General features: G+C 52.5%; 22 protein-coding genes and 1 riboswitch. Of the genes, 6 read left to right on the top strand and 16 right to left on the bottom strand.

What is annotated here, in order from left to right:
- Positions 1-21: 21 nt before the first annotated feature.
- The 8 genes from JYB63_RS05940 to JYB63_RS05975 all read right to left on the bottom strand — a co-directional run bounded on the left by JYB63_RS05940 (position 22) and on the right by JYB63_RS05975 (position 9,249).
- Positions 22-1,797, bottom strand: coding sequence for an ATP-binding protein (locus JYB63_RS05940; RefSeq protein WP_205656856.1), 1,776 nt, complete (start codon positions 1,795-1,797; stop codon positions 22-24).
- Positions 1,798-1,831: 34 nt separating this feature from the next.
- On the bottom strand, positions 1,832-3,214 hold the full coding sequence (locus JYB63_RS05945; RefSeq protein WP_205656857.1) for an MFS transporter: 1,383 nt from the start codon (positions 3,212-3,214) through the stop codon (positions 1,832-1,834).
- Positions 3,215-3,255: 41 nt separating this feature from the next.
- Positions 3,256-3,942, bottom strand: coding sequence for an energy-coupling factor ABC transporter ATP-binding protein (locus tag JYB63_RS05950; protein ID WP_205656858.1), 687 nt, complete (start codon positions 3,940-3,942; stop codon positions 3,256-3,258).
- Between the two features lie 59 nt (positions 3,943-4,001).
- Positions 4,002-4,784, bottom strand: coding sequence for a cobalt ECF transporter T component CbiQ (cbiQ, locus tag JYB63_RS05955; protein ID WP_205656859.1), 783 nt, complete (start codon positions 4,782-4,784; stop codon positions 4,002-4,004).
- A gap of 23 nt (positions 4,785-4,807) precedes the next feature.
- Entirely contained in the window at positions 4,808-5,389 is a 582-nt protein-coding gene (locus tag JYB63_RS05960) for a NikL family nickel/cobalt ECF transporter subunit (RefSeq protein ID WP_205656860.1), read from the bottom strand.
- A complete protein-coding gene (gene cbiM, locus JYB63_RS05965) occupies positions 5,382-6,002 on the bottom strand; it encodes a cobalt transporter CbiM (protein ID WP_205656861.1) in 621 nt (206 codons plus the stop codon). Before cbiM ends, JYB63_RS05960 begins: the two co-directional genes overlap by 8 nt.
- Positions 6,003-6,058: 56 nt before the next feature.
- Positions 6,059-6,865 (bottom strand): DUF4198 domain-containing protein, encoded by an 807-nt coding sequence (locus tag JYB63_RS05970; RefSeq protein WP_205656862.1) that lies wholly within the window; start codon positions 6,863-6,865, stop codon positions 6,059-6,061.
- 110 nt (positions 6,866-6,975) lie between these two features.
- Positions 6,976-7,265: riboswitch (cobalamin riboswitch) on the bottom strand.
- A gap of 127 nt (positions 7,266-7,392) precedes the next feature.
- Positions 7,393-9,249 (bottom strand): methyl-accepting chemotaxis protein, encoded by a 1,857-nt coding sequence (locus tag JYB63_RS05975; RefSeq protein ID WP_205656863.1) that lies wholly within the window; start codon positions 9,247-9,249, stop codon positions 7,393-7,395.
- Positions 9,250-9,566: 317 nt separating this feature from the next.
- On the opposite strand from JYB63_RS05975, the gene queE reads away from it, so the two are divergent.
- Both queE and hisC read left to right on the top strand, forming a co-directional pair.
- Positions 9,567-10,208, top strand: coding sequence for a 7-carboxy-7-deazaguanine synthase (gene queE / locus JYB63_RS05980; protein WP_205656864.1), 642 nt, complete (start codon positions 9,567-9,569; stop codon positions 10,206-10,208).
- 478 nt (positions 10,209-10,686) lie between these two features.
- Entirely contained in the window at positions 10,687-11,754 is a 1,068-nt protein-coding gene (hisC, locus tag JYB63_RS05985) for a histidinol-phosphate transaminase (protein WP_205656865.1), read from the top strand.
- A 67-nt stretch (positions 11,755-11,821) separates the two neighbouring features.
- Here hisC and JYB63_RS05990 read toward each other — a convergent pair whose 3' ends face one another.
- The 8 genes from JYB63_RS05990 to JYB63_RS06025 form a co-directional block, all read right to left on the bottom strand.
- The gene (locus JYB63_RS05990; RefSeq protein ID WP_205656866.1) at positions 11,822-12,730 is read right to left on the bottom strand and encodes a sensor domain-containing diguanylate cyclase; all 909 of its coding nucleotides are present in this window, start codon (positions 12,728-12,730) and stop codon (positions 11,822-11,824) included.
- Positions 12,731-12,971: 241 nt separating this feature from the next.
- Positions 12,972-13,961: a 23S rRNA (adenine(1618)-N(6))-methyltransferase RlmF gene (gene rlmF, locus JYB63_RS05995; RefSeq protein ID WP_336510854.1), complete on the bottom strand. Its 990-nt coding sequence runs from the start codon at positions 13,959-13,961 to the stop codon at positions 12,972-12,974.
- A 163-nt stretch (positions 13,962-14,124) separates the two neighbouring features.
- Positions 14,125-15,072: an alpha-L-glutamate ligase-like protein gene (locus JYB63_RS06000; RefSeq protein ID WP_205656868.1), complete on the bottom strand. Its 948-nt coding sequence runs from the start codon at positions 15,070-15,072 to the stop codon at positions 14,125-14,127.
- Positions 15,069-16,613 (bottom strand): inactive transglutaminase family protein, encoded by a 1,545-nt coding sequence (locus tag JYB63_RS06005; protein ID WP_205656869.1) that lies wholly within the window; start codon positions 16,611-16,613, stop codon positions 15,069-15,071. The genes JYB63_RS06000 and JYB63_RS06005 overlap by 4 nt, the downstream gene beginning before the upstream one ends.
- Positions 16,614-16,621: 8 nt before the next feature.
- Positions 16,622-17,344, bottom strand: a complete 723-nt coding sequence (locus JYB63_RS06010; protein WP_205656870.1) for an ATP-dependent zinc protease family protein — start codon at positions 17,342-17,344, stop codon at positions 16,622-16,624.
- Positions 17,345-17,569: 225 nt separating this feature from the next.
- Positions 17,570-18,022 (bottom strand): NfeD family protein, encoded by a 453-nt coding sequence (locus tag JYB63_RS06015; protein WP_205656871.1) that lies wholly within the window; start codon positions 18,020-18,022, stop codon positions 17,570-17,572.
- Positions 18,023-18,031: 9 nt separating this feature from the next.
- On the bottom strand, positions 18,032-18,964 hold the full coding sequence (locus tag JYB63_RS06020; RefSeq protein ID WP_205656872.1) for an SPFH domain-containing protein: 933 nt from the start codon (positions 18,962-18,964) through the stop codon (positions 18,032-18,034).
- Between the two features lie 152 nt (positions 18,965-19,116).
- Positions 19,117-19,656: a hydrolase gene (locus tag JYB63_RS06025; RefSeq protein WP_205656873.1), complete on the bottom strand. Its 540-nt coding sequence runs from the start codon at positions 19,654-19,656 to the stop codon at positions 19,117-19,119.
- Positions 19,657-19,866: 210 nt separating this feature from the next.
- On the opposite strand from JYB63_RS06025, the gene JYB63_RS06030 reads away from it, so the two are divergent.
- The 4 genes from JYB63_RS06030 (at position 19,867) to JYB63_RS06045 (ending at position 25,765) form a co-directional block, all read left to right on the top strand.
- On the top strand, positions 19,867-20,715 hold the full coding sequence (locus JYB63_RS06030) for a DMT family transporter (protein ID WP_205656874.1): 849 nt from the start codon (positions 19,867-19,869) through the stop codon (positions 20,713-20,715).
- Between the two features lie 279 nt (positions 20,716-20,994).
- Positions 20,995-21,618 carry a TetR/AcrR family transcriptional regulator gene (locus JYB63_RS06035; RefSeq protein ID WP_205656875.1) on the top strand — a complete coding sequence of 208 codons (624 nt, stop codon included), beginning with the start codon at positions 20,995-20,997 and terminating at the stop codon, positions 21,616-21,618.
- Positions 21,615-22,676: an efflux RND transporter periplasmic adaptor subunit gene (locus JYB63_RS06040; protein WP_205656876.1), complete on the top strand. Its 1,062-nt coding sequence runs from the start codon at positions 21,615-21,617 to the stop codon at positions 22,674-22,676. Before JYB63_RS06035 ends, JYB63_RS06040 begins: the two co-directional genes overlap by 4 nt.
- Entirely contained in the window at positions 22,676-25,765 is a 3,090-nt protein-coding gene (locus JYB63_RS06045) for an efflux RND transporter permease subunit (protein WP_205656877.1), read from the top strand. Before JYB63_RS06040 ends, JYB63_RS06045 begins: the two co-directional genes overlap by 1 nt.
- Positions 25,766-25,770 lie beyond the last annotated feature (5 nt).

Raw genomic sequence — 25,770 nt, forward strand, 5'->3', positions numbered from 1 at the left:
TTAGCCCTGCTTTTGTGTAAGCTACAGAGCAATATATTCTGCGTGTAACTGCTGCGCCAAAGCCTCACCCCGGCCCCGCTTTACACTTGCCTGTTCGGTATCCAGCCAGAAAGTTTTTCCCGGCAGGCTGATATCGTTTAACTGTGCCTGACTGCGGCCATCAGTTAACACATAAGTATGGATTTCCAGTGCCGGAAACTGCCGCTGGACCTGCTGCAGGTAACCGGCCACATGGCTGAAAACCTGACGCATCGGTGTACCGCCGCCGGCGCTCAGATTTTCCAGCCAGCGCTGTAATTCTTTAGGTGCCCGGATTTGCGGCAGCAGGTTTTCCACCCGGTTATTGCCAAATCCGAAAATGGCCAGTTGCTGGCGTTCCAGATATGCCCGGCGGGCAATTTCCACCATTGCACCTTTTGCCCGGGCAAATACGCCTTCCGCCAATGTTGAGGCAGAGGTATCTAACAGCAGACAGTGCAGCTGGCTGCGCCCTTCCGGCTGGCGCTTAAACACCAGCTGAGGGGGCCATTCCCCAAGGCTTTTACCCAGGGTGGCAAACCAGTCCGGCCGGTTTGTTTTCGTATTCCCGCGAGCCGCTCCGCTATGAGCCGCCGCATTCCCCTGACGGCTGGCCGATGGCGCTGCCAGTGTATTACCTTTCAGCGGCACTGCCTGCTCAAGCTGAGCCGGCAATGCCACATCAATCTGCTGATCAGCCGCATAGGCCTGCGGCGCCATACTGCCCCAGTCCCCCTGCTGATCTTTATCTGACTGACTTTGCTGATCCTGCTGTGATGACTGCTCTGCAGATTGCCGCTGGCTGTCATCCGGACGCTTAAAGCCATTATTACGCGGGGGTTTTGGCGGCAGCTTTGGCTGCTGATCTGAATTCTGTTCTGCCGGCGGCGGATTGCTGTTATGTCCGCCATCGTCCTTACGGCGGTGAGCCAGTACCAGCTCTGCAACCGCATCAATATCCTCACGGATAACCGCATTACGCCCCTGTAAAGCAGCATGGGCAACCGCCGCACGGAACCAGACAATGTCACCGCGCAAACCGTCAACGCCGGCAGCATTACAGGCTTCAGCAATCACAATCCGCAGCTCATCGCTGCAGGTTACGTTGGTGAGGATTTGCCGTGCAGTCACTATCTGTGCCAACAGGCTAGCCTGAGTGCCACGGTACTGCTCGCAGAACCCTTCAGGGTCCGCATCAAAGGCTTCCCGGTGACGGACAATTTCCACCCGCTCAGCAACCGGATACTGGTTACTCAGATTCACCGCCAGACCAAACCGGTCCTGTAACTGTGGCCGCAGCGCCCCTTCATCCGGGTTCATGGTGCCCAGCAACAGAAAACTGGCAGCATGCTGATGGCTGATACCATCACGTTCAATACGGTTCACACCGCTGGCAGCCACATCCAGTAACTGATCCACCAGATGGTCGTTAAGCAGATTCACTTCATCCACATACAGCACACCCTGATGGGCCTTGCTCAGCAAACCTGGCCGGAAACTGACCTGCTTGTCATTCAGCACCTGTTGTAAATCCAGCGACCCCAGCAACATTTCCTCACTGGCACCCAGTGGCAGGGTCACAAATGGTGCAGTGGCATCGTCCGTTTCCCGGTGCGGCAGGATATCCACCAGACCCCGTGCCAGAGTAGACTTCGCGCAGCCCCGTGGCCCGCTGACCAGCACCCCGCCAATGGCAGGGTTAACGGCAGCCAGCATCAGCGCCAGCTTAAGGTTTTGCTGACCGGTGACTGCTGCAAATGGAAACTGCTGTTCATTCATTGTCTGTGTTTTTCCTGTTTGCCACTCGGGCTGTTTATTGCTTCGGCCAGTGTGCATGGTGCTCATCAATCACAAACCGGTGCCGGTGCCGGTGCTTGGCGTGGTAGTGAGGATGTACATGGGGTTCCGGGCCTTCCCAACCTTCATGTTCATGCTGATGATGTTCATCATGGGTATGGGGATGCAAATGTTCCTGCGCCGGATGCACATGCCAGATATCTTCCTGATCATCATGCCGCCACAGTTTAGCCGCCAGTACCGTTGCCAGCAGCGCGACCACACCCAGTGCAGCAAAGCAGGCTTGCATGCCCCATGCACTGCCGATACTACCAGCCAGTAAATATCCCACCAGCCACATACCATGCGTTAGCGCAAAGTTTGCTGAAAAATAATCGTTGCGGTCCCCGGCATTGCAGGAATCACGCACTACCCGGCCGGTGGGTATCAGCACCATTGAGGTTGCCCCGCCAATTAAAAACCAGATTGGGAACAAACCGACATACCCCGGTCCGCTCAGCCCGGCAAACAGCGCCACACTGAATAACACGCCACCGGTCAGCATTACCGAACGGTTAGAAAAGTGATCCAGCATTTTCGGCAGCATAAATGCCGCAACCATTGAGCCAACACCGGCCGCAGCCATCAGTGTCGGTACTGCCGACTCACTCATACTAAGTACGTGCCGTACATACACCACGGTGTTTACAATGATCATCGCACCGGCGGCAGAAAGTGCCAGATTCAGTGCCAGAACGCCCCGTAAGCGCGGCGTTTTCAGATAACTGATGATGCCAAAACTGACATGCTGCCAAACACCTCCGGTACGTTCGCTGGCCGCAGCAGCAGGTACTTTCACCAGGAAAATACAGCCCGCCGCCAGCGCAAAGGCAACCGCGTTCAGCTGAAACAATAATTCATAAGAGGTGATCAGCAGCAGACCGGCTGCCAGTGCCGGACTGAGGAGACTTTCCAACTCCATCGCCAGACGGGACAGCGACAGTGCTCGGGTATACTCATCTTCATCCGGCAGGACATCCGGTAACAGCGCCTGATACACAGGGGTGTAACCGGCAGCCAGTGCATTGAGGAAAAAAATCAGTACAAAAATCTGCCAGATCTCGGTAGCAAACGGCAGCAGGATAACAATCACTGCCCGCCCCAGGTTCAGACCCGCCAGCCAGCTTCGACGGGGAAATGCATGGCTGTAGCCACCAACAACCGGGGCAACGCCCAGATACGCCACCATTTTTACCGCCAGCGCAGATCCCAGCACCAGCCCGGCCTGTAAAGGACTCAGTTCATAAACCATCAGCGCCAGCGCGACCGTCGCCAGCCCGGTCCCCAGCAGGGAAACGACCTGACCAAAAAACAACCAGCGAAAAACCGGATGGGCTAACGGACTGAAAAAACTGCTCATAGCGTATCTGTTTTACCTTTACTTAAAAGGTGCCTCCACAGTTAAGCTGAAACGGCGCTCAGGCTGGTCTGGTAATCCACCAGGCTGGCATCCTGCAGACGTACCCAGCGGGTAGCCAGTTGCTCAAGGAAACTATCGTCATGGGAAATAATAATCATCGCCTGAGGCAGGTTCTGCAAGGTTGTCAGCAGTCGCTCCCGGGCTTTGGAATCCAGTGCGTTACTTGGCTCATCCAGCAACAGCACCTCCGGCTCCATCGCTAACACCGACGCCAGCGTGATCATGCGTTTTTCACCGCCGGATAACTGATGGGTCACCCGCTCTTCAAAACCGGCCATCCCCAGTGACTCCAGGGTTTTGCTGGCGATTGCCATCGCTTCTTCACGGCTCTTACCGAGATTAAGCGGGCCAAAGGCAACATCTTCAATAACCGTCGGGCAAAACAGTTGATCATCAGGATCCTGAAACAGAAACCCCACCTTACCGCGAACTTCTACAAAATCAGGCTCTTCGCGGCGGGCTTCACCAAAAGCAAGAATGTCGCCCTGCTTGGCTTTTTTCAGCCCCATCAGCAAATGGAACAGCGTAGTTTTACCGGCACCGTTTGCACCGGTCAGGGCAACCCGCTCACCGCTATGCAAACTGAAATCAACTGCATCCAGTACCACACCCCGGCGGGGGTAGCGGTAGCTGAGACCACTGACTTCAAGTAATGCGGTCTTATTCATGTTTGTCATAGCTTTTTTCAACCCGTATTTCATTTCTCAGCCAGCTGAACACACCGGCCTTAATAAAAGTTCAGCCCAACCAGTATGGCTAAACAGAAGCCGCTGAGCACCATGAAGTAATAGTCATGGCGCACGATCTCCATGTTATCCAGCAGATACAGCTTGCCCTGATAACCCCGGCACTTCATAGCCGCCATAATTCGCTCGGAACGTTCCAGTGAATGCACCAGCAACATGCCCACCAGATACCCGATAGAACGCCAGGTGTGCATATTGCTGCGTAATACAAATGCCCTGGCCTGCATGGCCCGGCGCATACGTTTATATTCTTGCCCGATGACATCCAGATAACGCACGGTAAACATCAGCAGATGCACCAGTTTCTCCGGCACTTTCAGATGCGCCATTGCATGCCCGAGGGTCGTCGCTCCCATGGTGCCCACCAGCGCCAGCAGAGCCAGCACAACCGCGTTAGCCTTCAGAGCAATTTTGCAGGCATGCAGTAAGCCTTCAATGCTGGCAGCAAAGCCAAACACACTGAACATTTCCCGCCCCGGCGTAGTAAAAGGCAACATGATCACCAGGAAGATCATGAACATGTCCATGGCGATCACCCGTCGCAGGGTGCGCTTAAAGTTCAGCTTGGCCAGCGCTGCGACCAGTAATGCCAGCAACAGTCCGAAGATCAGCACGGCAAAGTTATGGGACAGTACAACGGCAAAAGCGAACAGCATTGCCGCCGCAACCCGCACCCGGGGATCGAGGATATCGATCACCGAGCGGTGGTGCTTAAGCTGCTGTCCTTTCCAGGACGTACCGCTATGTTCCAGATTCTGAGGCAAAACTGTCTCCTTGCCGTTTCAGATCAGACCGCTTTCGCAGCCTGAGCCTGTTTACGCTGACGCCACCACATACCAATGCCACACAGGCCAAAGATATAGCCAATACCGCCCAGAATATCCTGCAAGCCGGCTTTTTCCTGATAGGCCCGCAACTCTTTACGTAACGGCTTTACCTGTTTGGCAACTGCCTTTTCAATCATGCCCTGCATGGCAGCTTCGTCATACTGAACTGCAGTACCGCCTGCTGCCTTTGCTGCGGGCGCTGCTGTAGTTACTGCCCCAGCCGCCAGTGAAGACGGCAGCTCATCTGCTGACAAAACCATTTCCAGAACATGACCACTGCCCATTTCCATCCGGAAAAGATGATCAACACGGGTCGTGGCTTCAAACGTAAAGAAACCTTCTTCATCGGTTTCAGTTTCCATCAGCACATTACCTGCCGGATCCGTCACCAGTACCTTAGTCCCGGCCTGAGCCATATCGCCGTTTGAAAAACCCGCTTCACCTTCAATGGTGCTGCCAATTGCGTATACACCGCCCACAACGTTGTGAGCACTGGCCGGCAATGCAAACAGCATCGCCAGTAAAATCATATACTTACGCATTATCCCAATCCTCCGCGAGGTGCAGAAACTCCGGTTTAACCTTACGGATCAGCAATACCGCCGCAGCAGTGACGAAACCTTCCACCAGCATCACCGGAATGTGCGCAATCAGGGTTGCTTTAGCCGCCAGCCAGAACGCTTCTCCGGATAACGCCAGGGAACCCGCAACCATCACCGTAGTCACGGCCACCGCTCCGGCACCGCCGATTGCGCCCCAGATTGCAGCCACCCGTGGTGAAGATGCCGCAATGCCATGCCTGCAGAGGAAATACACCATCACCGCCGGCAAGGCTATATTGAAAGTATTCACCCCCAATACCAGAAAGCCGCCGAAACCAAAGAAAACCGCCTGCAGAATCAGCGCAACCAGTAACGCCGGAAACGCCGCCCAGCCCAGTGCCAGGCCAATCAGGCCATTAAGAATAAGGTGAACACTGGAGAAGCCGATGGGTAAGTGAATATAAGAAGCAATGAAGAACGCAGCGGACAGAACCCCCACCTGTGGCAGATGCTCGTAGTCCATCTTTTTCAGACCGTATGCCACACCGGCCAGCGCCAGTAATGCACCACCGGCCAGAACCGGTTCGGAAAGCGCGCCGTCTACTATATGCATAGCTGTTCCTGATCTGTTAAACCGGCAACCCTGTACAGAGTTGCCGGTTTAAGTGTTTATTTAACTTCGTGAGCCTGAACCCAGATAACCGCATCCTGAGACAACTCTTTACCTTCGTACTCAGTATCCGGACCTACACCCAGAGCAGCAAAGCCCCAGTGGCCAGCTTTAGGGATACCGAAAGTGAAGGTACCGTTAGCATCTGCAAAGATAGTCATGGTGACAAACGCTTCTGCCGGCGGTGTAATTTCGCCTTCAGCTGCAAAGCGGTTATTTTCCATATCCGGCTCGTAGTTCATGTATTCAACTTCGATTTCCGCAAACGGAACCGGCTCGCCATTACCTTTAACTACACCGGTAAAGGTACCGCCTTCATAAATTGCATATGGCTTGGTCAGCGGCACGATTTCCGCCTTCAGACCCAGCTCTTCATTCCAGTCCGTTGGCAGGCTGCCAACGTTCACAATGTTCTTGGTGATTTGCTGAATGTAGATATCTTCTTCCGCCTCCAGGTACGGTTCCGGCGTCATGACAAATACATTGTCACCCAGGCCACGCAACTTAACAGTTGCTTCATATGCCGGGCCGGTATCCACTTCGCTGGTCCACTCAATCGCTTCCAGCTTATCCATCAGATCAGTCTTCTTGCCCTTACGGACCATGAAAAACTCCTGAGGCTCGCCCATTTTCATGACGTGACCGCTGGCAGCAGGGTGAGTAAATGGCATTTTCAAAACCACTTCACCACCTTTTTCGCGCAAGGACTCAGGGGTATAGATCAGTTGGAAATGCGCCTGCGCTGTGCCGGCAACCAGGGAAGAACCTAAAACTAAAGCGGCAGATAACTGCTTGAAATTGAACACGTTTGATTTGCTCCGTCTGAAAAAAAATACAGCCAGAGTTGGGAGGAATCAGCGCAGCACCCTGTGGGAAGAAATAAACTGCACCTCGGTGAAGCCCTCCGCAACACCCAGTTATTACAAGTTACCAAGCCGGTATCCGGACTCATCGACGGATTCTCATCCCCTGTTTCGCCTTCCCACTCATCTGATTCACGGGAATCATTTGCTCGCAGTGGCCAATGAAACAGTTTTATCGATTTACCGTTGCGGGGGCAGTGTTGGGATTGTCTTAACCAGGGGCTGTAATATTTGGCAATACTGCAACAGCTTCAAAGCCTTAACGCACCAACTTCCCGGAGAGCGCTTAAAATCAGCACTTTCCTGCGTGGTTTAACACGCAACTCAATAACGTGAACGCACAATACCTGCACCGCTCAAAGCTTGTCAATCAGCGCCTGTTAAATGTCGCAATTTAATAAAATAAGGTCTTTAGAAGGGAAAAAAACAGCCGCAGAACAGCGGCTGTACAGATAACTTAAGGGAACACTTCAGGTAACAAACTGCCCCACCGCCAGCTTCAGCTGCTGAGCCTGAGCGGCTACTTCATCGCTGGCGGTAACATTCAGTTGTGTCTGGGCACTGGCATCATCAATAATCAGGCGGATTTTATCGACATTCTGATTGATTTCCCCTGCCACATTCGCCTGCTCTTCTGTTGCAGCCGCCACCTGGGCAGTCATATCCACAATGGTTTCAGCATCCTGAGTGATCGTATCAAGCATATCAATGCTGGCCTCCGCATGCTCAGCGCTTTGCTGGCTCCGGCTGAGACTCACCGACATCAGTTCAGTGGCACGGTTGGTACGGGTCTGTAACTGAGAAATCATCCCTTCAATTTCACTGGCCGAATCCTGAGTCCGTTCTGCCAGAGAACGTACTTCATCAGCAACAACTGCAAATCCCCGCCCTTGCTCACCGGCCCGGGCAGCCTCAATAGATGCATTCAGCGCCAGCAGGTTTGTTTGCTCAGCAATTGACTTAATGACTCCCAGCACTGAGCCGATCTCTTCACTTTCTTTCTGCAGTGTCTGAACCTCGGTGTCAGTTTCACTGGCCTGATCCGCCAGACTTCTGATACTGCCAATCAGCTCGCCGTTGCTGGTTTTACTCTGCTCTGCCTGCTGCAAAGAATTCCGGGCGGTTGCCGAAGTATTCTCAGTATTGCCGGCAATTTCGGCCATGGCGGCTTCCATCTCGTGAACTGCACTGGCAATCTGCACGACTTCATCCTGCTGATTCTGAAGATCTACTGCGGCAGAGTTAGCACTCCTGGCCAGCTGTTCTGAGGAGGACTGCAAATGCCCGATAGCTTTAACCACATCCCCTATCAGCGTCTGGAAGATGGCCATCATGGCATTAAAATCACTGCCCATTTTACCCAGCTCATCCCGATTACTGCCTTCATAGCGTAATGTCATATCCTTACTGGCACTGACTTTTTGCATACAGCTGGCCAGCCGGGAGATTGGCACCAGAATACTCCGGGAAATAAGTGCAACAGCGACACCCACAATCAATGCCACAGCAATGACGATGGCCACCGCCAACATCTGCACCCGGGAAACCTCAGCCGCCACATGGGCCTGCAACGTGACATTAATCTCATCCAGTGTTGCCTGGGTCTGATTCCCCTGTTGCAACATAACGCCCCGTAAACCGGTATCAGCAGTTAACCCGAGAGTTTTACGTGCCGCCACCAGGGCTACAAACTGGCGCTTATAGTCGTTCAGCAAATCAAGGGTAGTTTGCCGCTGAGACTGACTGAAGTCTACCTGCCGAACCACCGCAACCGCTTTATCAAAGTTGCCGTTAAACTTGGTCAGGTATTTTTCGTTAGAACGGATAATGAAATCTTTTTCATTACGGCGTAGCTGTAATATGCGCACATACAGTTCGTTACTGTTTATGGTCTGCACATTTTTTTCAGCCGCATGCACTGCACCACGCAAGCCACCCCTTAAGCCTTCTTTTTCATTCAAGCCAATGGTTTTAAGCAGATTCGCCACCTTAATAAAGCTGGCATCATATTCCATAAAATAGCTGTTAAGATTCTGCAGTGAACTCTGGGTATCACCATCTAACTGTCCGATTGCTGTAACCAGATGTTCACTAAAGCGTGTTTTTGCCTGCACAAAATTTGCTTCAGCATCTGTCTGCAGGGTAGTGACAAAGGCCTGCTCATACAGCCCCATCGCCAACTGCTCCTGTTTAAGTTTACCCACCAGGGACTCACTCTCACGCAGATCATTCAGGGTATTAAGGGAATACATCAGCAAACCGAACAGCGCTGCAACCGACATCAGCACGATCGTCAGCAATAGAATAAGTTTGTTCTTGATAGTCATACAACACTCCATATTAAGACAACTGATCAGCCGGCTGACGCTTCCTGCGGCAGCCGGGCGAAACTCTGGTCTGGTGCACCGAATGACTCCTGCACACATCAGTCAGTGGTATCATCACCAGTCGGCCGGATAATCTCCTGCGACCAAAATCCTTTACCAGATCATTCTAAACTAGCCGGTGGTTACCAATTATCCAGAAGGTTTTCCCCAGTTTGGGGATTAATCGCAACCGCTAATCCGTTGCGGATTCTGCAAAAACCATTGCACAAAAATCACCCCGGTGTAGACTTGCCCGCTGCCATTCAGAGAGATTAGTTATGCGTTCCGTTTACAGTGTCAAAGAGATGTTTTACACCCTGCAGGGCGAAGGTGCTCAGGCGGGCCGTCCGGCGGTATTCTGCCGGTTTACCGGCTGCAACCTGTGGTCCGGCCGGGAACAGGACCGCGCTAAAGCGATCTGCGATTTCTGTGATACTGACTTTGTAGGCACTGACGGCCAGAACGGTGGTAAATTTCGCAGCCCGGAAGAACTGGCTAAAAAAGTACGCAGCTTCTGGCCACTGAACAATGAAGGCGTGCCCTATGTTGTCTGCACCGGCGGTGAACCCTTACTGCAGCTGGACGAAGCCCTGATCACCGCTTTTAAAGCAGAAGGTCTGGAAATCGCACTGGAAACCAACGGCACTTTACCGGTTCCTGAAGGCGTTGACTGGATTTGCGTCAGCCCAAAGGGCGCATCTGAAATTGTCCAGACCCGCGGCCATGAACTGAAGCTGGTCTACCCGCAAAGCCAGGCCATGCCGGAACGCTTCAGAGACCTGGAGTTTGACAACTATTACCTGCAGCCACTGGACGATGCCTTACAGACCGCCAACACCAAAGCCGCTGTTGAATACTGCATGGCACATCCGCAGTGGAAACTGAGCCTGCAGACCCATAAATTCATCGGAATTGACTGAAAAATTGCGGATTTCAGAAAGTTTTTAAAAAAATCTGAAATTTTTTTGCCCTCATAGGGTCTGTTATACAGAGACAGAATACAGAGCATTTTCAAATATTTGCCTGACATAGTTAAAAACTGCATGAAATATGACATGCAGCGAGTACATTTTTTTTGCGAAAAAATGCAAAAAAATCGAATTCGCACTGAACTTATTGAAAACTCCCTTCTCTAACTCTGTACATCAACGTTCTTGCAAGACCCCTTTATGTAGTAAAAGTAGTTTCTTCCCAGAGCTTCCCCTCTCTGGGAAGAAGCTGCTCCCCCTTCCCCCACTTACATTTATCATTCAGTTCCAAGCCACTTTTACACAATCTTCGCACCCGTTTTTTCAACCTCTGTCAGCTGCCCACATTCTTTGCTATCCTAGCCGGCCTGTTTATGTGCGCGACTTATGCGTAATCAGGCGTAATCAACCTTCTGAATAGTGAATCAAGATGAGTAAGTACTGGAGCCCGGCAATCAATTCGCTCACCCCTTATGTACCCGGTGAGCAGCCAAAGCAAAGCGGTTTAATCAAACTCAATACTAACGAGAACCCGTATCCGCCATCGCCCCATGCTATCGCTGCTCTGAATGATTACCCTAAAGAGCGGCTGAAACTTTATTGCGATCCTGAAGCCACGCTGCTGAAGAATGCCCTGAAGGATTATTTCAGCCTGGACTATAAAAATGTCTTTGTGGGCAACGGTTCTGATGAGGTACTGGCGCTGGCATTTATGGCATTTTTCCGTCAGGAACATCCTATTCTGCTGCCGGAAACCACCTACAGCTTTTACGATGTGTACTGCAACCTGTACGACATTGCCTACACGCAGTTACCACTGGATCAGGACTTCAACATTGACCTGAAGGCATATGAGCAGCCAAACGGCGGCATTATTTTTGCCAACCCGAATGCCCCGACAGGCCGGGTACTGCCACTGGAACAGATTGAAGCGCTGTTAAAGGTGAATACTGAGTCACTGGTTATTGTTGATGAGGCTTACATCGACTTTGGCGGCGAATCTGCCGTTGAACTGGTCCGTAAATATGACAACGTACTGGTCATTCAGACGTTCTCGAAATCCCGCAGCATGGCTGGCTTACGGGTAGGCTACGCACTGGGTCATGAAGATCTGATCGACGGCCTGGAGCGGGTTAAAAACTCATTCAACTCTTACCCGCTGGACAGTCTGGCAATTGCCGGCGCAGTCGCGTCTATTGAAGACGAAGCCTATTTTCAGGCCACTACGCAGAAAATCATCAACAGCCGTGAATGGACAACAGCACAGCTGGAAGCGCTGGACTTCAACGTTATCCCATCGGCCAGTAACTTTGTGTTTGCCAGCCACCAGCGGATTGCCGGTGCTGATCTGATGACCTACCTGCGCGGTAAAAACCTGCTGGTCCGGCACTTCAAGAAGCCGGGCATTGAAAATTACCTGCGTATCTCCATCGGAACCGATGAAGAAATGACCGCCCTGGTCAACGCCCTGAAAGATTACCCGGGAATCACCGGTTAATCACTCCGAAAGGGATACAAAAAAGGCGCCACCCGGCGCCTTTTTTAATGCTTAAAAATCAGTCTGATCAGGATTCCAGATCACCGATAATACTATCTCCCAGAGCTTTCGCTTCACGCAGATAGCCGTCAGCACGGGCGTACATGACTTCAGCGTTGTCATCCTCATCATTCAGGGTTGCCACCCCGACACTCAGGGTAAACGGCACACTGGACACCTCTGCATCCTGTGCCAGCTCAGCAGCCATCTTCTTCACCCGGTCTGCCGCCAACACACCCTGTGCTTCGTTGGTTTCCGGTAACAGAATGGCAAAGTCATCTTCACCCACACGAGCCAGGAAGTCTGCGGTACGCTTCATCTGATTCAGTGAAACAGCCATTGCTTTAAGAATGTCATCACCGGCATCCCAGCCATACTTATCATTAATATCCTGCAGGTTATCCACGCTGATAATCATCAGGCTGCAGATCCAGTCATAACGCTGCGCCTGCGCCATAGACTGTGCCAGCACCGGCATTAAGGCCTGTTTGTTATACATGCCCGTTAACAGATCACGGTGTACCCGGGAACGCTCCCGTTCAGATTTTTTACGCTGGGAGATATCTTCAATCCGGCATACGACACTCGGCTCATCACCGGCAGACGGGGCCAGCCGAGCTTCAACCCAGCAGGCAGTCTTCATGCCCTGATCTCTAAGATAAGGAATATGGGCAGGATCCAGGAGAATCTCTTTCGTCAGCACCTTGTTGTGGCTGAGGGCCTGATCGATCATGCCCTGCAAGGATTCGGTAATAGAGTCCGGGAAGATATCTGCAAGATTTTTACCCAGCAAGGCATCATCGCCACCCCAGGGTAACGAAGAATTGCTGTGAGAAGAAAAGATAATGGCTCCGGTCTGACTCAGTACCAGAACATCCTCAGAGAGTACATTCAATAGCGCATCAATACGTGACTGAAGAACATTCGATTTGTGCATTTAATCGCCTCTTATCCCTGAACAGTATACCTAAGACCTTACATTCACTTGCTAGGCAGGTGCAACCGCTTCCCTCTTCTGATCACGGTTATGCAGCACACGATATCCCATTATGGGTTTTGTAATTCAGATATTTATCGCCGACCTGAAATATTTTCACCCATCAGGTTGATCCGCAGATACTAAATTACTCAGGTTTTCCATCAGTTAGGCAACGTTTACCTGACGTAATACTATGTCTTCAAGACCAGTCTTTCGTCCATGCCTGCTGCTGATCTTTATTCAAAAACGTCCAGGCAATAAAGCGGCTGATTTTTTGCCCCTGCGCCATTTCAACAACCCGTACCTGAGCAGCCCCTGCTTTTTTAAGCTGCTGCTTAAGGCGGGGCAAATTATCCTGCTTTGAAACAAGACTGGTAAACCACAGGCATTGCCCGGCAAAATCTTTGCTCTCCCGGATCATCCGGCCTATAAACTCAGCCTCGCCGCCTTTACACCACAATTCATTGTGTTGTCCGCCAAAGTTTAACGGCGCGGCTTCGGCAGCAGACGGACGCTTGCCGGTGACAGATGATTTCTGCCGGGACAGATTAGCAACCTTACGCCGGGTACCAGCCTGCGCCTCTTCCGCTGAAGCATGAAATGGCGGGTTACACATCGTAAAATCGAACACATCGTTCCCGGTTACCAGCCCCTTAAAGATATTCCCTGCACTGGGCTGCAACCGGTATTCAATCAGCGCTTTGACTCCGGGATTTGACTGCGCAACCAGGGTCGCAGCCTGAACGGAAAGCGGATCGATATCACTGCCAAGCATTTTCCAGCCATACTCGCGGCTCGCCAACAGCGGATAAATACCATTCGCCCCGGCTCCGATATCGAGCCCCCGTAACTGCCGGCCTTTCGGAGGCGTTTCCAGGCCGGCGGTTTCAGCCAGCAGATCCGCCAGATGATGGACATAATCGGCCCGGCCGGGCACTGGCGGACATAAATACCCCTCCGGCAATTCCCAGAAAGCAATGCCATAGTGATATTTAAGTAACGCCTGATTCAGACAACGCACTGCCTGAGGATCGGAAAAATCAACGCTTTGTCTGCCACGGATATCGGTCACAAATCCCGCCAGTTCCGGCAGCACCTTTTGCAAGGCGTCAAAATCATAGCCGAAGCGATGTTTGTTGCGCGGATGTAATCCGGACTTTACCTGTTTGCCGATCTGGGATCTGGACACTGCACCTTTCCTGTTTGCTAACATGCGTTCTGGTTTAAACAACAGACTATGAAAATATCAGCGGCTGGCACAAAGGCCAAAATAAAGCCGCGCATTGTTATGGTATTCCTGTCCGGCGTCCAGCACTTTTTATAAGCACTTTTTATAAGAGCTGTTTTATGAGCTATGCAGCGAACGAGCGCTGTACAAATGCCACCCTTTGCTCAGGTGACATATGGGTGTCTTCCAGCGCAGAAATAGCATCAAAGCGCTTCAGTAAGCCCTGGTTATTGGCGATCTGAATCGCTAACCCCGGACGGGCATTCAGCTCCAGCAACATTGGCCCCTGATGGGCATCCAGTACAATATCGACACCTAAATATCCAAGCCCCGACATTTCATAACAGCGGGCTGCCATGCTCAGCAGATCAGGCCAGCCCTCAATACTTATATCAGACAACAGCATGCCGGTGTCAGGGTGCTCCGCAACAGGCCGGTCGTGCTGAATGGCATAGCTGGCTTTACCGCTCACAATGTCGATACCGACACCCACCGCCCCCTGGTGCAGATTCGCTTTACCGTCTGAAGCCGCCGTCGACAACCGCATCATCGCCATCACAGGAAACCCTTTAAAGACAATAATGCGGATATCCGGCACACCTTCGTAACTGTAATTAGCAAACGACTCATCAAAATGTATCAGATACTCAATGATCGCCTTGTCGGGCTGACCGCCCAGAGAAAACAACCCCGCCAGAATATTCGACGTATGCCGCTTGATATCGGCCAGCGATAAAGACTGGTTATTCGGTTTGAAATACGCCTGATCATCATGATCATGAATCACCAGAATGCCTTTGCCACCGCTGCCTTTAGACGGCTTAATGCAAAACGCATCCTGTGACTTCAGTAACTCACCGATGGTACTCACCTGATGCTGGTATTCAATCACCCCCACCAGCGGCGGGACTGTCAACCCAGCTGTGATCGCCAGCTGTTTAGTTTTCAGCTTGTCATCTACCAACGGAAACAGACGCCGGTCGTTATAGCCGGAAATGTATTCAATATTGCGCTGATTCATACCCAGCACACCCTGCTCCCGCAGGCGCCGGGGGGATATAAACCAGTTCATTCTGAAGAGCCCCTGCTACGTCCGTGCAGGGCACTGAACCTGAACAACTCAATCAGCCGGTAACCGGTATAGCTGCCCAGCAGCAACACCATCGCCAGTAACACCAGCTGCAGCCCCGGGAAATTGAACGTCAGATGCTGTACATACTGATTCGACATAACCACATACGCCAGCAGCGCCACCAGCAGAGAACCACCACCCTGCTTCATCACTTCACCGCCACCTTCTTCTTCCCACAGCAACGACATCCGCTCAATGGTCCAGGCAATGATGATCATCGGGAAGAAGATAATATTCAGCCCTTCCACAATGCGCAGGTTGTAGGCAATCACAGAGAAGGTCGCCGTCAGCAATATAACGATAATAATCACGGCACTGATCCGCGCTACCAGCAGCAAATTCAGCCGGGAAAGATAACTGCGCACCATCAGCCCGGAGACCACCAGTAACACAAAGCCGGCAAGGCCTGCCCCCAGCGCCGTTTGCATCAGCGCCAGCGCAATCAGTACCGGCATAAAGGTACCGGAAGTACGCAAACCAACCAGCACCCGCATCAGCATCACCATCATGACGCCCACCGGAATCAGTAGTAAGCCACGGAACAGCTTTTGTTCTTCCAATGGCAGGCTATGCAGGGAAATCTGCATCGCACTGACATCAGAGTACTTCTGCTCCAGCGCTTGTTGTACCGGGGCAACATCCCGCTGCATCGAGAAACTGATCCGGGTATTGCGCCCACCTTCCAGATCGATCAGTGGACGGTCTCCCAGCTCCCAGACAAGCAAACGCTGGGGCCGGCCTTCTTTACCGGTTGCCAGATTGAAAAAAGCAACCCGCTGATTTTCCGTTTCCACTTCATGGACCGTGTCATAAACCATCAGATAGGCCCGGCTATCCTGATTCCGGCGGCTGTTTTTCAACTGTAACGCCGTTACCTGACGGGCCGGAATCGCTGCCAGCTGCATCAGCAGCATGGCGACCTCTTCAACAGAGCGCTCCTGCAACAACAGCTGTACTTGCTGATCATCGGACTGCAGCACATTCAGTAGCTGTGCCGCCATGGTTATCTGATCCGCTGACTGTTGCCGTGCCTGCTCAATCAGACGTTCCGCCACCAGCGCAGTGGTTTCAGACAGAATGGGAGCTGCCAGCACCTCCGGCGCATCCGGCCAGGGTCGTTGTTGCTGTTCATCAAGTAAAAACTGTGCCCGATAATAAAGCACCTGCTTACCCGCAGCTTCCTGGGTAGACCAGCGGACCGCCGGAATATCTTCTTCTGTGAGATAACTCAGACCAAATCCGGGAGACGCCGTACTTTGCTCAAGCAGAGTAAATCCCTGCTGAGTTTCGGGAATGGCCATCTGCGCGATGACCGGCTCATCCAGTGCGGTAAATTCCACCCGCGCCTCAACACTCCAGACTTCCCGGGTTTCACCGGGCAGCCAGGGTATTTCAAGATTAATATGCCGGTATACAGCGCTGCCCATGCCCAGACAGATCAATAATATGACCAACAGATAAAACGGAATTTTCTGTTGCATACTATCTCCTAGTGCGTCGGCGGAACATTGATGGCAAGCTCAGGCTTTTTCCCCAACACGTAACGCCGGGCTACATCCACCACCATCAGATCCTTAAGCAGATTTCGCCCGACCAGCACATCGTAGTTAAGATGACTGCGGTCTTTCAGGGTAAACTCAGCGATCTGGGTAATATTGCCCAGCTTGATCCCCAGCTTTACCACCCAGCGCTTATCTTTCTCGGAAGATGCCTGACGAATATTCGCGTAACGCACCAGTTTGAGAGAAACCTCTTCATCATCCGCCAGAGTAAACCGTACCCAGCGCTCGCCGTTGCGTTCAAACTCTGAAATGTTACGGGCACTGATCGACGAAGTGGTGGCGCCGGTATCCATGCGGGCCTTGGCAACACTCTGATGGCTGCCATAGTCAATCTGAGACCACTCAACCGCCCCCACCACGGTTTTATTATTCAGCGACTTTCGCAGCTGGCCGCAGGACTGTTCGGCACTGGCTGCAACGATCATCGCCTGACGGTCTTTAGCATCCTGTTGCAGCGCTTTGGTTTCACGCTGTAACGCTTTAAGCATTTTATTCTGTGCGGCAAACTGCTCATCCATGCGCGCCTGGGTGTTGCTGCACTGCTCAGCAGCCTGTGCGGCCAACTGATTGGTTTCTTCCTGGAACTGCCGGGTAGCAATACATCCTCCAAGTATGAACACCGAGAGCAGGAGACATAACCCTCTCATCATAACGCGCCTCTTTCTAAATCTGTGTTAACAAAACTGCCTGTCAGATGTCGGCCACTTACAAAGAATAGCCGCCCCGTTTACATCCGTCATTCTGCGACGAACATTCAGGCAGACACGTTGGGACACCCCTTTCAAACAAACGTTCACCTGAATCAAAAAATCCGCCCATAAAAAAACGCCGGCTCCTGTGAAGGAAACCGGCGTTTTTACCGAAACTAAAATCTGTCAGTCAATCTGCCTGACAACCAGCACCATGCCCTGACTGTCGATGATCTCAACCTTACTGCCTGCCGGGATATTCGCATCCGCCTGAGCACGCCACAGCGTGTCACCAATCTGGATTTTACCCAGCCCGTTCTCGATCGGACCGGCCAGCACTAACTGCCGGCCAACCAGCTGCGCCGCACGGTCATTCAGCAATGGCTGATCACTGCGATCATTAAAGCGGCGGAATAAACGCCAGTACAGCAGGGTAAAAATGACCGATGACAGCGCAAAAATCAGCAACTGTACATGCCAGGCCATATCCGGCACCACAAATAAAATAACCGCCTGTAAGAGTGCACCGAGGGCAATTCCCAACAGAAAGCCAGCGGTACCAAGTACTTCAAATCCCAGCAAAACCATGCCCAGAATTAACCAGTGCCAGGGACTCAGTTCAGTCATAAACTCAGACATTACCAACCCTTACCCTTTGATCTTAGTGGCGTTCAGCAATTCACTGATGCCGGCAACAGAACCGATTACATTACTGGCTTCCAGCGGCATCATAACGACTTTGCTGTTTTCAGCCGAAGCCACACCCTGTAAAGCTTCCACATACTTCTGTGCCACAAAGTAATTCAGGGCCTGTGGATTACCCTGGGAAATGGCATCCGATACCATCTGTGTCGCCCGGGCCTCTGCTTCAGCTTCACGCTCACGGGCTTCCGCTTCACGGAACGCCGCTTCTTTTTCGCCTTCTGCCCGCAGAATAGCAGCCTGCTTTTCACCTTCGGCCACGGCAATTGCAGCCTGACGTTCACCTTCGGCATTCAGAATAGCCGCACGCTTTTCCCGTTCAGCCTTCATCTGGTTCGCCATCGCTTCGACCAGGTCAGCCGGCGGAGAAATGTCGCGAATCTCAACCCGGGTCACCTTCACGCCCCAGGGATCAGTCGCTTCATCAACTTTAGATAACAGGGTGCCGTTGATTGAATCCCGGTTCGACAGCATCTGATCCAGCTCCATGGAACCGACAACCGCACGGATATTGGTCATTACCAGATTCTGCATTGCCCGGTACAGGTCATTCACTTCATAGCTTGATTTAGCGGCATCCAGCACCTGAAAGAAACACACCGCATCGGTGGTTACCATTGCGTTATCTGAGCTGATAACTTCCTGTGGCGGAACATCCAGCACTTGCTCCATCATATTCTGACGGTGGCCGATGGTATCGATGAACGGGATGATGATGTGAAGGCCCGGTGGCAAGGTGCGGGTATAACGCCCAAAACGCTCTACCGTCCAGCCATAGCCCTGCGGAACAACTTTAGCACCCATGAAAATGATCAGCAGCGTCAGCATAACCAGCACAATTGCCGTTACGCCGCCCTGAGTAATACCTAAATCAAACATTTATAACTCCATTTAAACATTGTCTGAATCTGCACCGGCCCGATGGCAAAGGCACAGAACACGTATAACTTTCGCCGCAGCATACTACCAGTGTCTGTCAGCACTTGGCAGCTTTATCACCGCAACGGCTCAAGATAACAACTGAAAGTCAGCTACTTAAATAAGGGTAGCAGCTGTCTGAAAGAAGGACTGGCAGCATCCTGTACCAGATCAAACAGACACATCTCCACAGAGGTTGCCCGCGCACCGGCCGCCTGCATCCGCTCCAGACCCAAAGTACGGTTTTCAGCGGTACGGGAAGATATCGCGTCGGTGATCAGCTCCACCTCATAACCCTGCCCCAGCAGGCTGCGTACTGACTGATACACACAGATATGCGCTTCAAGCCCACAAACCAGCAGGTTTGGCCGGTCCATCCCCCGGATGGCTTCAACAATATCCGGGTTGCCGCAACAGTCAAATGTGGTTTTCGTCATCGCTACCTGATCAGAGAGCAACTCAGCCACTTCCGGCAACGTATGCCCAAGGCCCTGGGGATACTGCTCAATATGCAACACAGGCATTCCCAGAATCTGTGCACCCCGGACAGCTGAGGTTATCCCCTGCAACATCGCCTCAGCGTTATACATGCTGCGGGCCAGTTTGCCCTGTACATCAATGACAATCAGTGCGGTTGTTTCAGCAGTAAACATATACCCTCCTGTTTTTCCCCCATTATACTGTAACTCTTCCCGGTCACGGGGAGACTCTTCTGCCCCGTACGGGACTTAAACCTGATAAAAATGATATAAAACAGTCTTTAACGTATTTCCGGATAATGACACTCAGACAGGGAAGTAATACCGAAGTGCCACCAGTTTCCAAGCAAGCCTCCAATCAGCATTACCCGGCAATCCGTCAGTATGCATAACGAATACCTCAAAGGTGCATTGCTGACCGCCCTGGGAGTCACCATTCTAAGCTTTGACGCCCTGCTGATCCGGCTGATCGACGCCCACTCATTCGGACTGATTTTCTGGCGCGGCAGCCTGCTGAGTCTGGTGGTATATATCTGGTGTAAAACCTACCGGCCCGCTGACAGAATACTGCAGTTTGATACTGCCATGCTGCGCTCTGCAATCCTGTTTGCCATCAGCAGCTTTTCATTTGTCACCGCCATTAAAATCACCTCGGTGGCCAACGTACTGGTCATTATCAGCGCGACGCCCATGGTCTCAGCGGTACTGGCACATATATTCCTGAAAGAAAAATCCCCGCCCGTGACCTGGATTGCAATACTCATCTGCATGGGCGGCATTGTCTGGGTGCTTAAAGACGGCTGGCACAGCGGCAAAATGCTCGGTGATATGTTTGCAGTGCTCTGCTGCCTGGGCATTTCAGCCAAGTTCGTTAACGACCGGTACGCACGCTCCCGGGACATGACACCGGCACTCATCCTCGCAGGTATCATCATGGCCGTGATCGCCGCCGGGTTTGCCAACCCGTTTATTATGGCGCCCCGGGACTGGCTGTGGATCTTTGCACTGTGTGTGGTTGTCCTGCCTGCCGCTTTTATTCTGATTACCCTTGGCCCCATGCGAATTCCGGCAGCAGAGGTCAGCATGATGATGTTATTGGAAACCGCACTGGGGCCATTATGGGTCTGGCTGATTCTTAACGAGATACCGCCCACGGCCACCCTCCAGGGCGGATCAGTCGTTGTTTTCACCCTGCTGGCTCACAGCCTGCTGAGATGGCGCAAACAGCCATAACAGGTACCTCACTACATATTTTTATCAGGTTCATAGCAGACCGAATCTGTTCACTTAACAAATCGTTACAAATCTCAGCTCACAGTTGAAAACACCTCTGATTAAAATCCCCTATCAGGATTATTAAAGTTTCAAATCGCGACTAGACTTGGCAAGGCTATTACCCTGATATAGAATCGACGCACAGTTTTGAGACGACCGGTCTAATTAATAATAAAAAACTAATAATTACAACACAGTGCCGGTTAAGAAAAAGTTAAGAAGAAGTAAAAACACACCATGAACCGACCAAAACGCAACGAACACAACCGCGAAACTATTTTGCAAAAAGGCATGGAGCTGTTTAACCGGCGTGGTTATCACGGCACCGGTATCAAAGAGATCCTTGATGCCTGCCAGGTGCCTAAAGGCTCTTTTTACAATTACTTCGAAAGCAAGGAACAGTTTGGCGTTGAAGTGCTGAACTATCATCACGCGCAGGAAATTGCTAAATGGCGCGATCACTTTGCCACCACCGAAGGCCGGCGCCTGCAACAGATCCGCGTCATGATCGACAGTTTTGTTGACGATTACAGACAGGACCCAAACCTGTGCGGTTGCCTGCTCACCAACCTGATGGGAGAAGTAGGTAACCTCAGCGACTCCTTCCGCAAAGTTGTCCAGACCTCGTCTGATGAAGTTATCAGCTTCATGACAGAAGATCTGATCATTGCCCAGAGTGAAGGTGATGTGCGCACAGATATTCCGGTTGAAGCCATGGCAAAGATTTTCTGGGACAGCTGGCAGGGTGCCCTGCTCAGAACAAAAGTTGGCGGTTCAACCCAGCCCCTGCATGAAACCGTAGATACTCTATTTTCCCTTTTTAAAGCCCCTGAAGGCGCAAGCCAGGAGAACAACGCATGAAGCCGATACAACATTACCTGCTGGCCTGTGCCACCAGCCTGATACTGACACCGGGTATCAGCCTGGCCGCCGATGAGGCCCCTCAGGGACTGCCGGCTGAAGTGGTACATGCCACCACCACCCAGCTAGATGACACCATCGAAGTCGTTGGCAACCTGACGGCTAACGAAGCCGTCATACTTCGCCCGGAACAAAGCGGAATCATCCGTGAAGTACTGTTCGAAGAAGGCAGCCACGTTGAACAGGGTCAGCCGCTGATTAAACTGGACACGGCGATCTATGCCGCAGAACTGCAACAGGCGAAAGCCCGGGTCGCCCTGAGTCAGATCGCGTTTACACGGGCTGACAGCCTGTCTAAAAAACGGGTAGGTTCTCAGCAGGACCGCGACTCCGCCCTGGCCCAGCTGCGGGTTGATCAGGCCCAGCAGGCGCTGGCCGAAACCCGCTTGTCCAAAATGACCATTACCGCCCCTTACCCAGGTAGCATTGGCCTGCGTCAGGTAAGCCCCGGTGATTACGTCAATGCCGGCGACGACCTGGTAGAACTGGTGGATAACCACACCATGAAGGTTGAATTCCGGGTGCCGGAAAAGTTCTTTGCCCGGCTTAAGCCCGGCCAGACCATCAAGCTGAACAGCGACGCCCTGCGCGGCGAATCTTTCAGCGGTGAAATTTATGCTATTTCTCCAAGCATCAACGACCGCAGCCACAACGTACTGGTCCGCGCCCGGGTACCCAATCCGGAGCTAAAACTGCGCCCGGGTCTGTTTGCCAAAGTACAGATTCTGCTGGACAGCCTGGACGCCGCCGTCATGGTGCCTGAAGAAGCCATCATTCCGAAGAACAACAAGTTTTTCGTCTACAAGGTGGTGGATAACAGCATCGAAATGGTCAACGTTGAAATTGGTCAGCGTCGCGGTGCTGAAGTACACATTGCGAGCGGTCTGAACGCTGATGATGTCGTGGTTACCGCCGGACAGCTGAAACTGTTCCCGGGTATGCCGGTAACACCTATCTTTGTGGATGGCAGCCAGCCTGCTGCCGGGGAGTCTGAGTAATGGTCCTCTCTGATATCAGTATCCAGCGTCCGGTACTGGCCAGTGTAATGAGCTTGCTGATCCTGCTGATCGGCGCCATTGCCTATGACCGGTTAACCGTACGGGAATATCCGAAAATCGATATCCCGGTGGTGACTGTTGAAACCAAATACCCCGGTGCCAGTGCGTCCATCATCGAAAGCCAGGTTACCCAGATCATTGAGGACTCGCTGTCCGGTATCGAAGGGGTTGATTTCATCAGCTCTATCAGCCGCTCCGAGACCAGCCAGATCACCGTGACCTTTAAGCTGGACCGCGACCCGGATGATGCAGCCAGCGATGTCCGCGACCGGGTTGGTCGGGTTCGTGGCGACTTACCTGACGATGTGGATGAGCCGGTAACCAGTAAATCTGAAGCAGATGCACAGCCGATTATCTGGCTGGCCCTGTCCTCCGACCGTCACGACCCGATGCTGATGTCGGATCTGACTGACCGTCTGGTGAAAGATCCGCTGCAAACCGTATCCGGCGTAGCTAACGTTCTGCTGTTCGGTGACCGCCGCTACTCCATGCGGATCTGGCTGGACCCGGCACGCATGGCCGCCTACAAGGTTATCCCTCAGGACATTGAAGACGCCCTGAATAAACAGAACGTAGAAATTCCTGCCGGCCGGATTGAAAGCTCGCAGCGGGAATTCAGTGTCCTGTCACGTACGGATCTGAATACTGTTGAACAGTTCAACGACATCATCATCCGCAACGATAGCGGCTATCCGGTACGGATCCGTGATGTTGCCACGGTGAATATCGCCCCGGAAGACGACCGTAATCTGTCGCGCTTTAATGGCGAGACGGCAATTGCACTGGGTGTGGTGAAGCAGTCCACGGCAAACCCGCTGGATGTTTCTAATGGCATCAAGGAACGCCTGCCACAGATTCAGTCCAACCTGCCGGAAGGTATCAAGGTGAAGATCGCCTATGACTCATCGATCTTCATCGCCAAGTCGATTGACTCAGTATTCAGCACGATTCTGCAGGCTAGCGGCCTGGTAATACTGGTAATATTCTTCTTCCTGCGTAACCTGCGCGCCACCCTGATTCCGGTGATTACTATTCCGCTGTCACTGGTAGGCGTGTTTGCCATGATGTACTTCATGGGCTTCAGTGTGAACACCCTCACCCTGCTGGCCATGGTACTGGCGATTGGTCTGGTGGTGGATGACGCCATCGTGATGCTGGAGAACATCTATCGCCACGTGGAAAACGGCATGTCACCGATTCAGGCAGCCTTTAAAGGCAGCCGGGAAATTGGCTTTGCGGTTATCGCCACCACGCTGACGCTGGTCGCAGTATTTGCACCGGTAGCCTTCACCCCCGGCCGGACCGGTAAACTGTTTACCGAGTTCTCCCTGACCCTGGCTGGTGCAGTAGTGGTTTCAACCTTCATCGCCCTGACCCTGTCACCGATGATGGCTTCACGCCTGCTGAAGCATGAAAAACGCCACAGCGCCCTGTTTAATCTGGTGGAAGGCTGGCTGGTTGCCCTGAACAACGGCTATGCCGCAACGCTGAAGTTTGTCCTGCGCTCCCGTGTTCTGGCACTGGCCATTATGGCCGGCAGTGTCTTTGGCAGCTGGTATTTCTACACCCAACTGCCACAGGAACTGGCGCCAACCGAAGACCGTGGCGACATTCTCGCCATGTCCATCGCCCCGGACGGTGCATCTGTTGGCTTCGTCGACAAATACGCCCGCCAGGTAGAAGGCATGCTGAGCGCGATTCCTGAAGGCCGTCATAACTTCAGCATCGTCGGCTTCCCGACCGAAACCAACTCCATGGCCTTCATCTCTCTGAAGCCCTGGGAAGAGCGGGAACGGAGCCAGCAATCCATTGCAGCAGAACTGACACCGCAACTGTTCGGCGGCATTACAGGCACCATGTCATTCGCCATGAACCTGCCGTCTCTGGGCCAGAGTTTTATCTCACGTCCGGTTGAGTTCATCATCAAGTCCAACAGTGACTACGCCGAGCTACAGGGTATATCTGATCAGCTGATGGGCCGGATTCTGCAGAATCCGGGCTTTATCCAGCCGGATGTGGATCTGAAACTCAACAAGCCTGAACTGGCGATTGATGTGGACCGTAACAAGGCCTCTGAAGTGGGCGTGGATATCAACCTGATTGGCCGGACGCTGGAAACCTATATTGCCAGCCGTCAGGTAACCCGCTTCAAAAAAGGCGGCGAGCAGTACGATGTAATCGTTCAGGTACAGCCTGACGAGCGCAGCAACCCTGCGGATCTGAGCAACCTGTACCTGCGCAACCAGAATGACGAAATGATCCAGCTGTCGAACCTGGTGGACGTACAGGAAAGTGTTGCGCCGAAGGAACTGAACCACTTCGATAAAATGAAATCAGTGACCTTCCAGGCAATTCTGGCACCGGGTTACAGCGTCGGAGAAGCACTGGACTTCATTGAACAGGCTATGGCCGAAATCAGCCCTCAGACCCTGTACGATTACGGCGGCCAGTCCCGGGAGTTTAAAAACTCCAGTAACAGCCTGCTGATCACCGCTGCACTGGCTGCTGTCTTTACCTTCCTGGTACTGGCGGCACAGTTCGAAAGCTTTAAGCATCCGCTGATCATTATGCTGTCGGTGCCGCCTGCCATCTTCGGTGCAGTGATGGCCCTGCATTTTGCCGGTGCCTCTCTGAGCATCTACAGTAAGATCGGCCTGATAACCCTGATAGGCCTGGTGACCAAACACGGCATACTGATCGTTGAATTCGCCAATCAGCTGCAGGAAAAAGGCGCCAGCGTCAGCGATGCGGTTCTGGAAGCAGCAATTCTGCGTCTGCGACCAATCCTGATGACCACCGCGGCAACCGTATTAGGTGCCTTCCCGCTGGCATTCGCCTTCGGTGCCGGTGCAGAAAGCCGCCAGCAACTGGGCTGGGTGATCGTCGGGGGAATGACCCTGGGTACAATTCTTACGCTATTTGTAATACCTACGGTATACAGTTATCTTGGTAAGCGCCTGTTCAAACAGGTTTCTTACCAGGAAACAGCCGAAGATACCGATAGCACAATTAACAGCGCCACCAAGTAAACGCT

Origin of the sequence: Aliamphritea spongicola, from assembly GCF_017051665.1 — a bacterium.
In the GTDB taxonomy this organism is placed as follows: domain Bacteria; phylum Pseudomonadota; class Gammaproteobacteria; order Pseudomonadales; family Balneatricaceae; genus Amphritea; species Amphritea spongicola.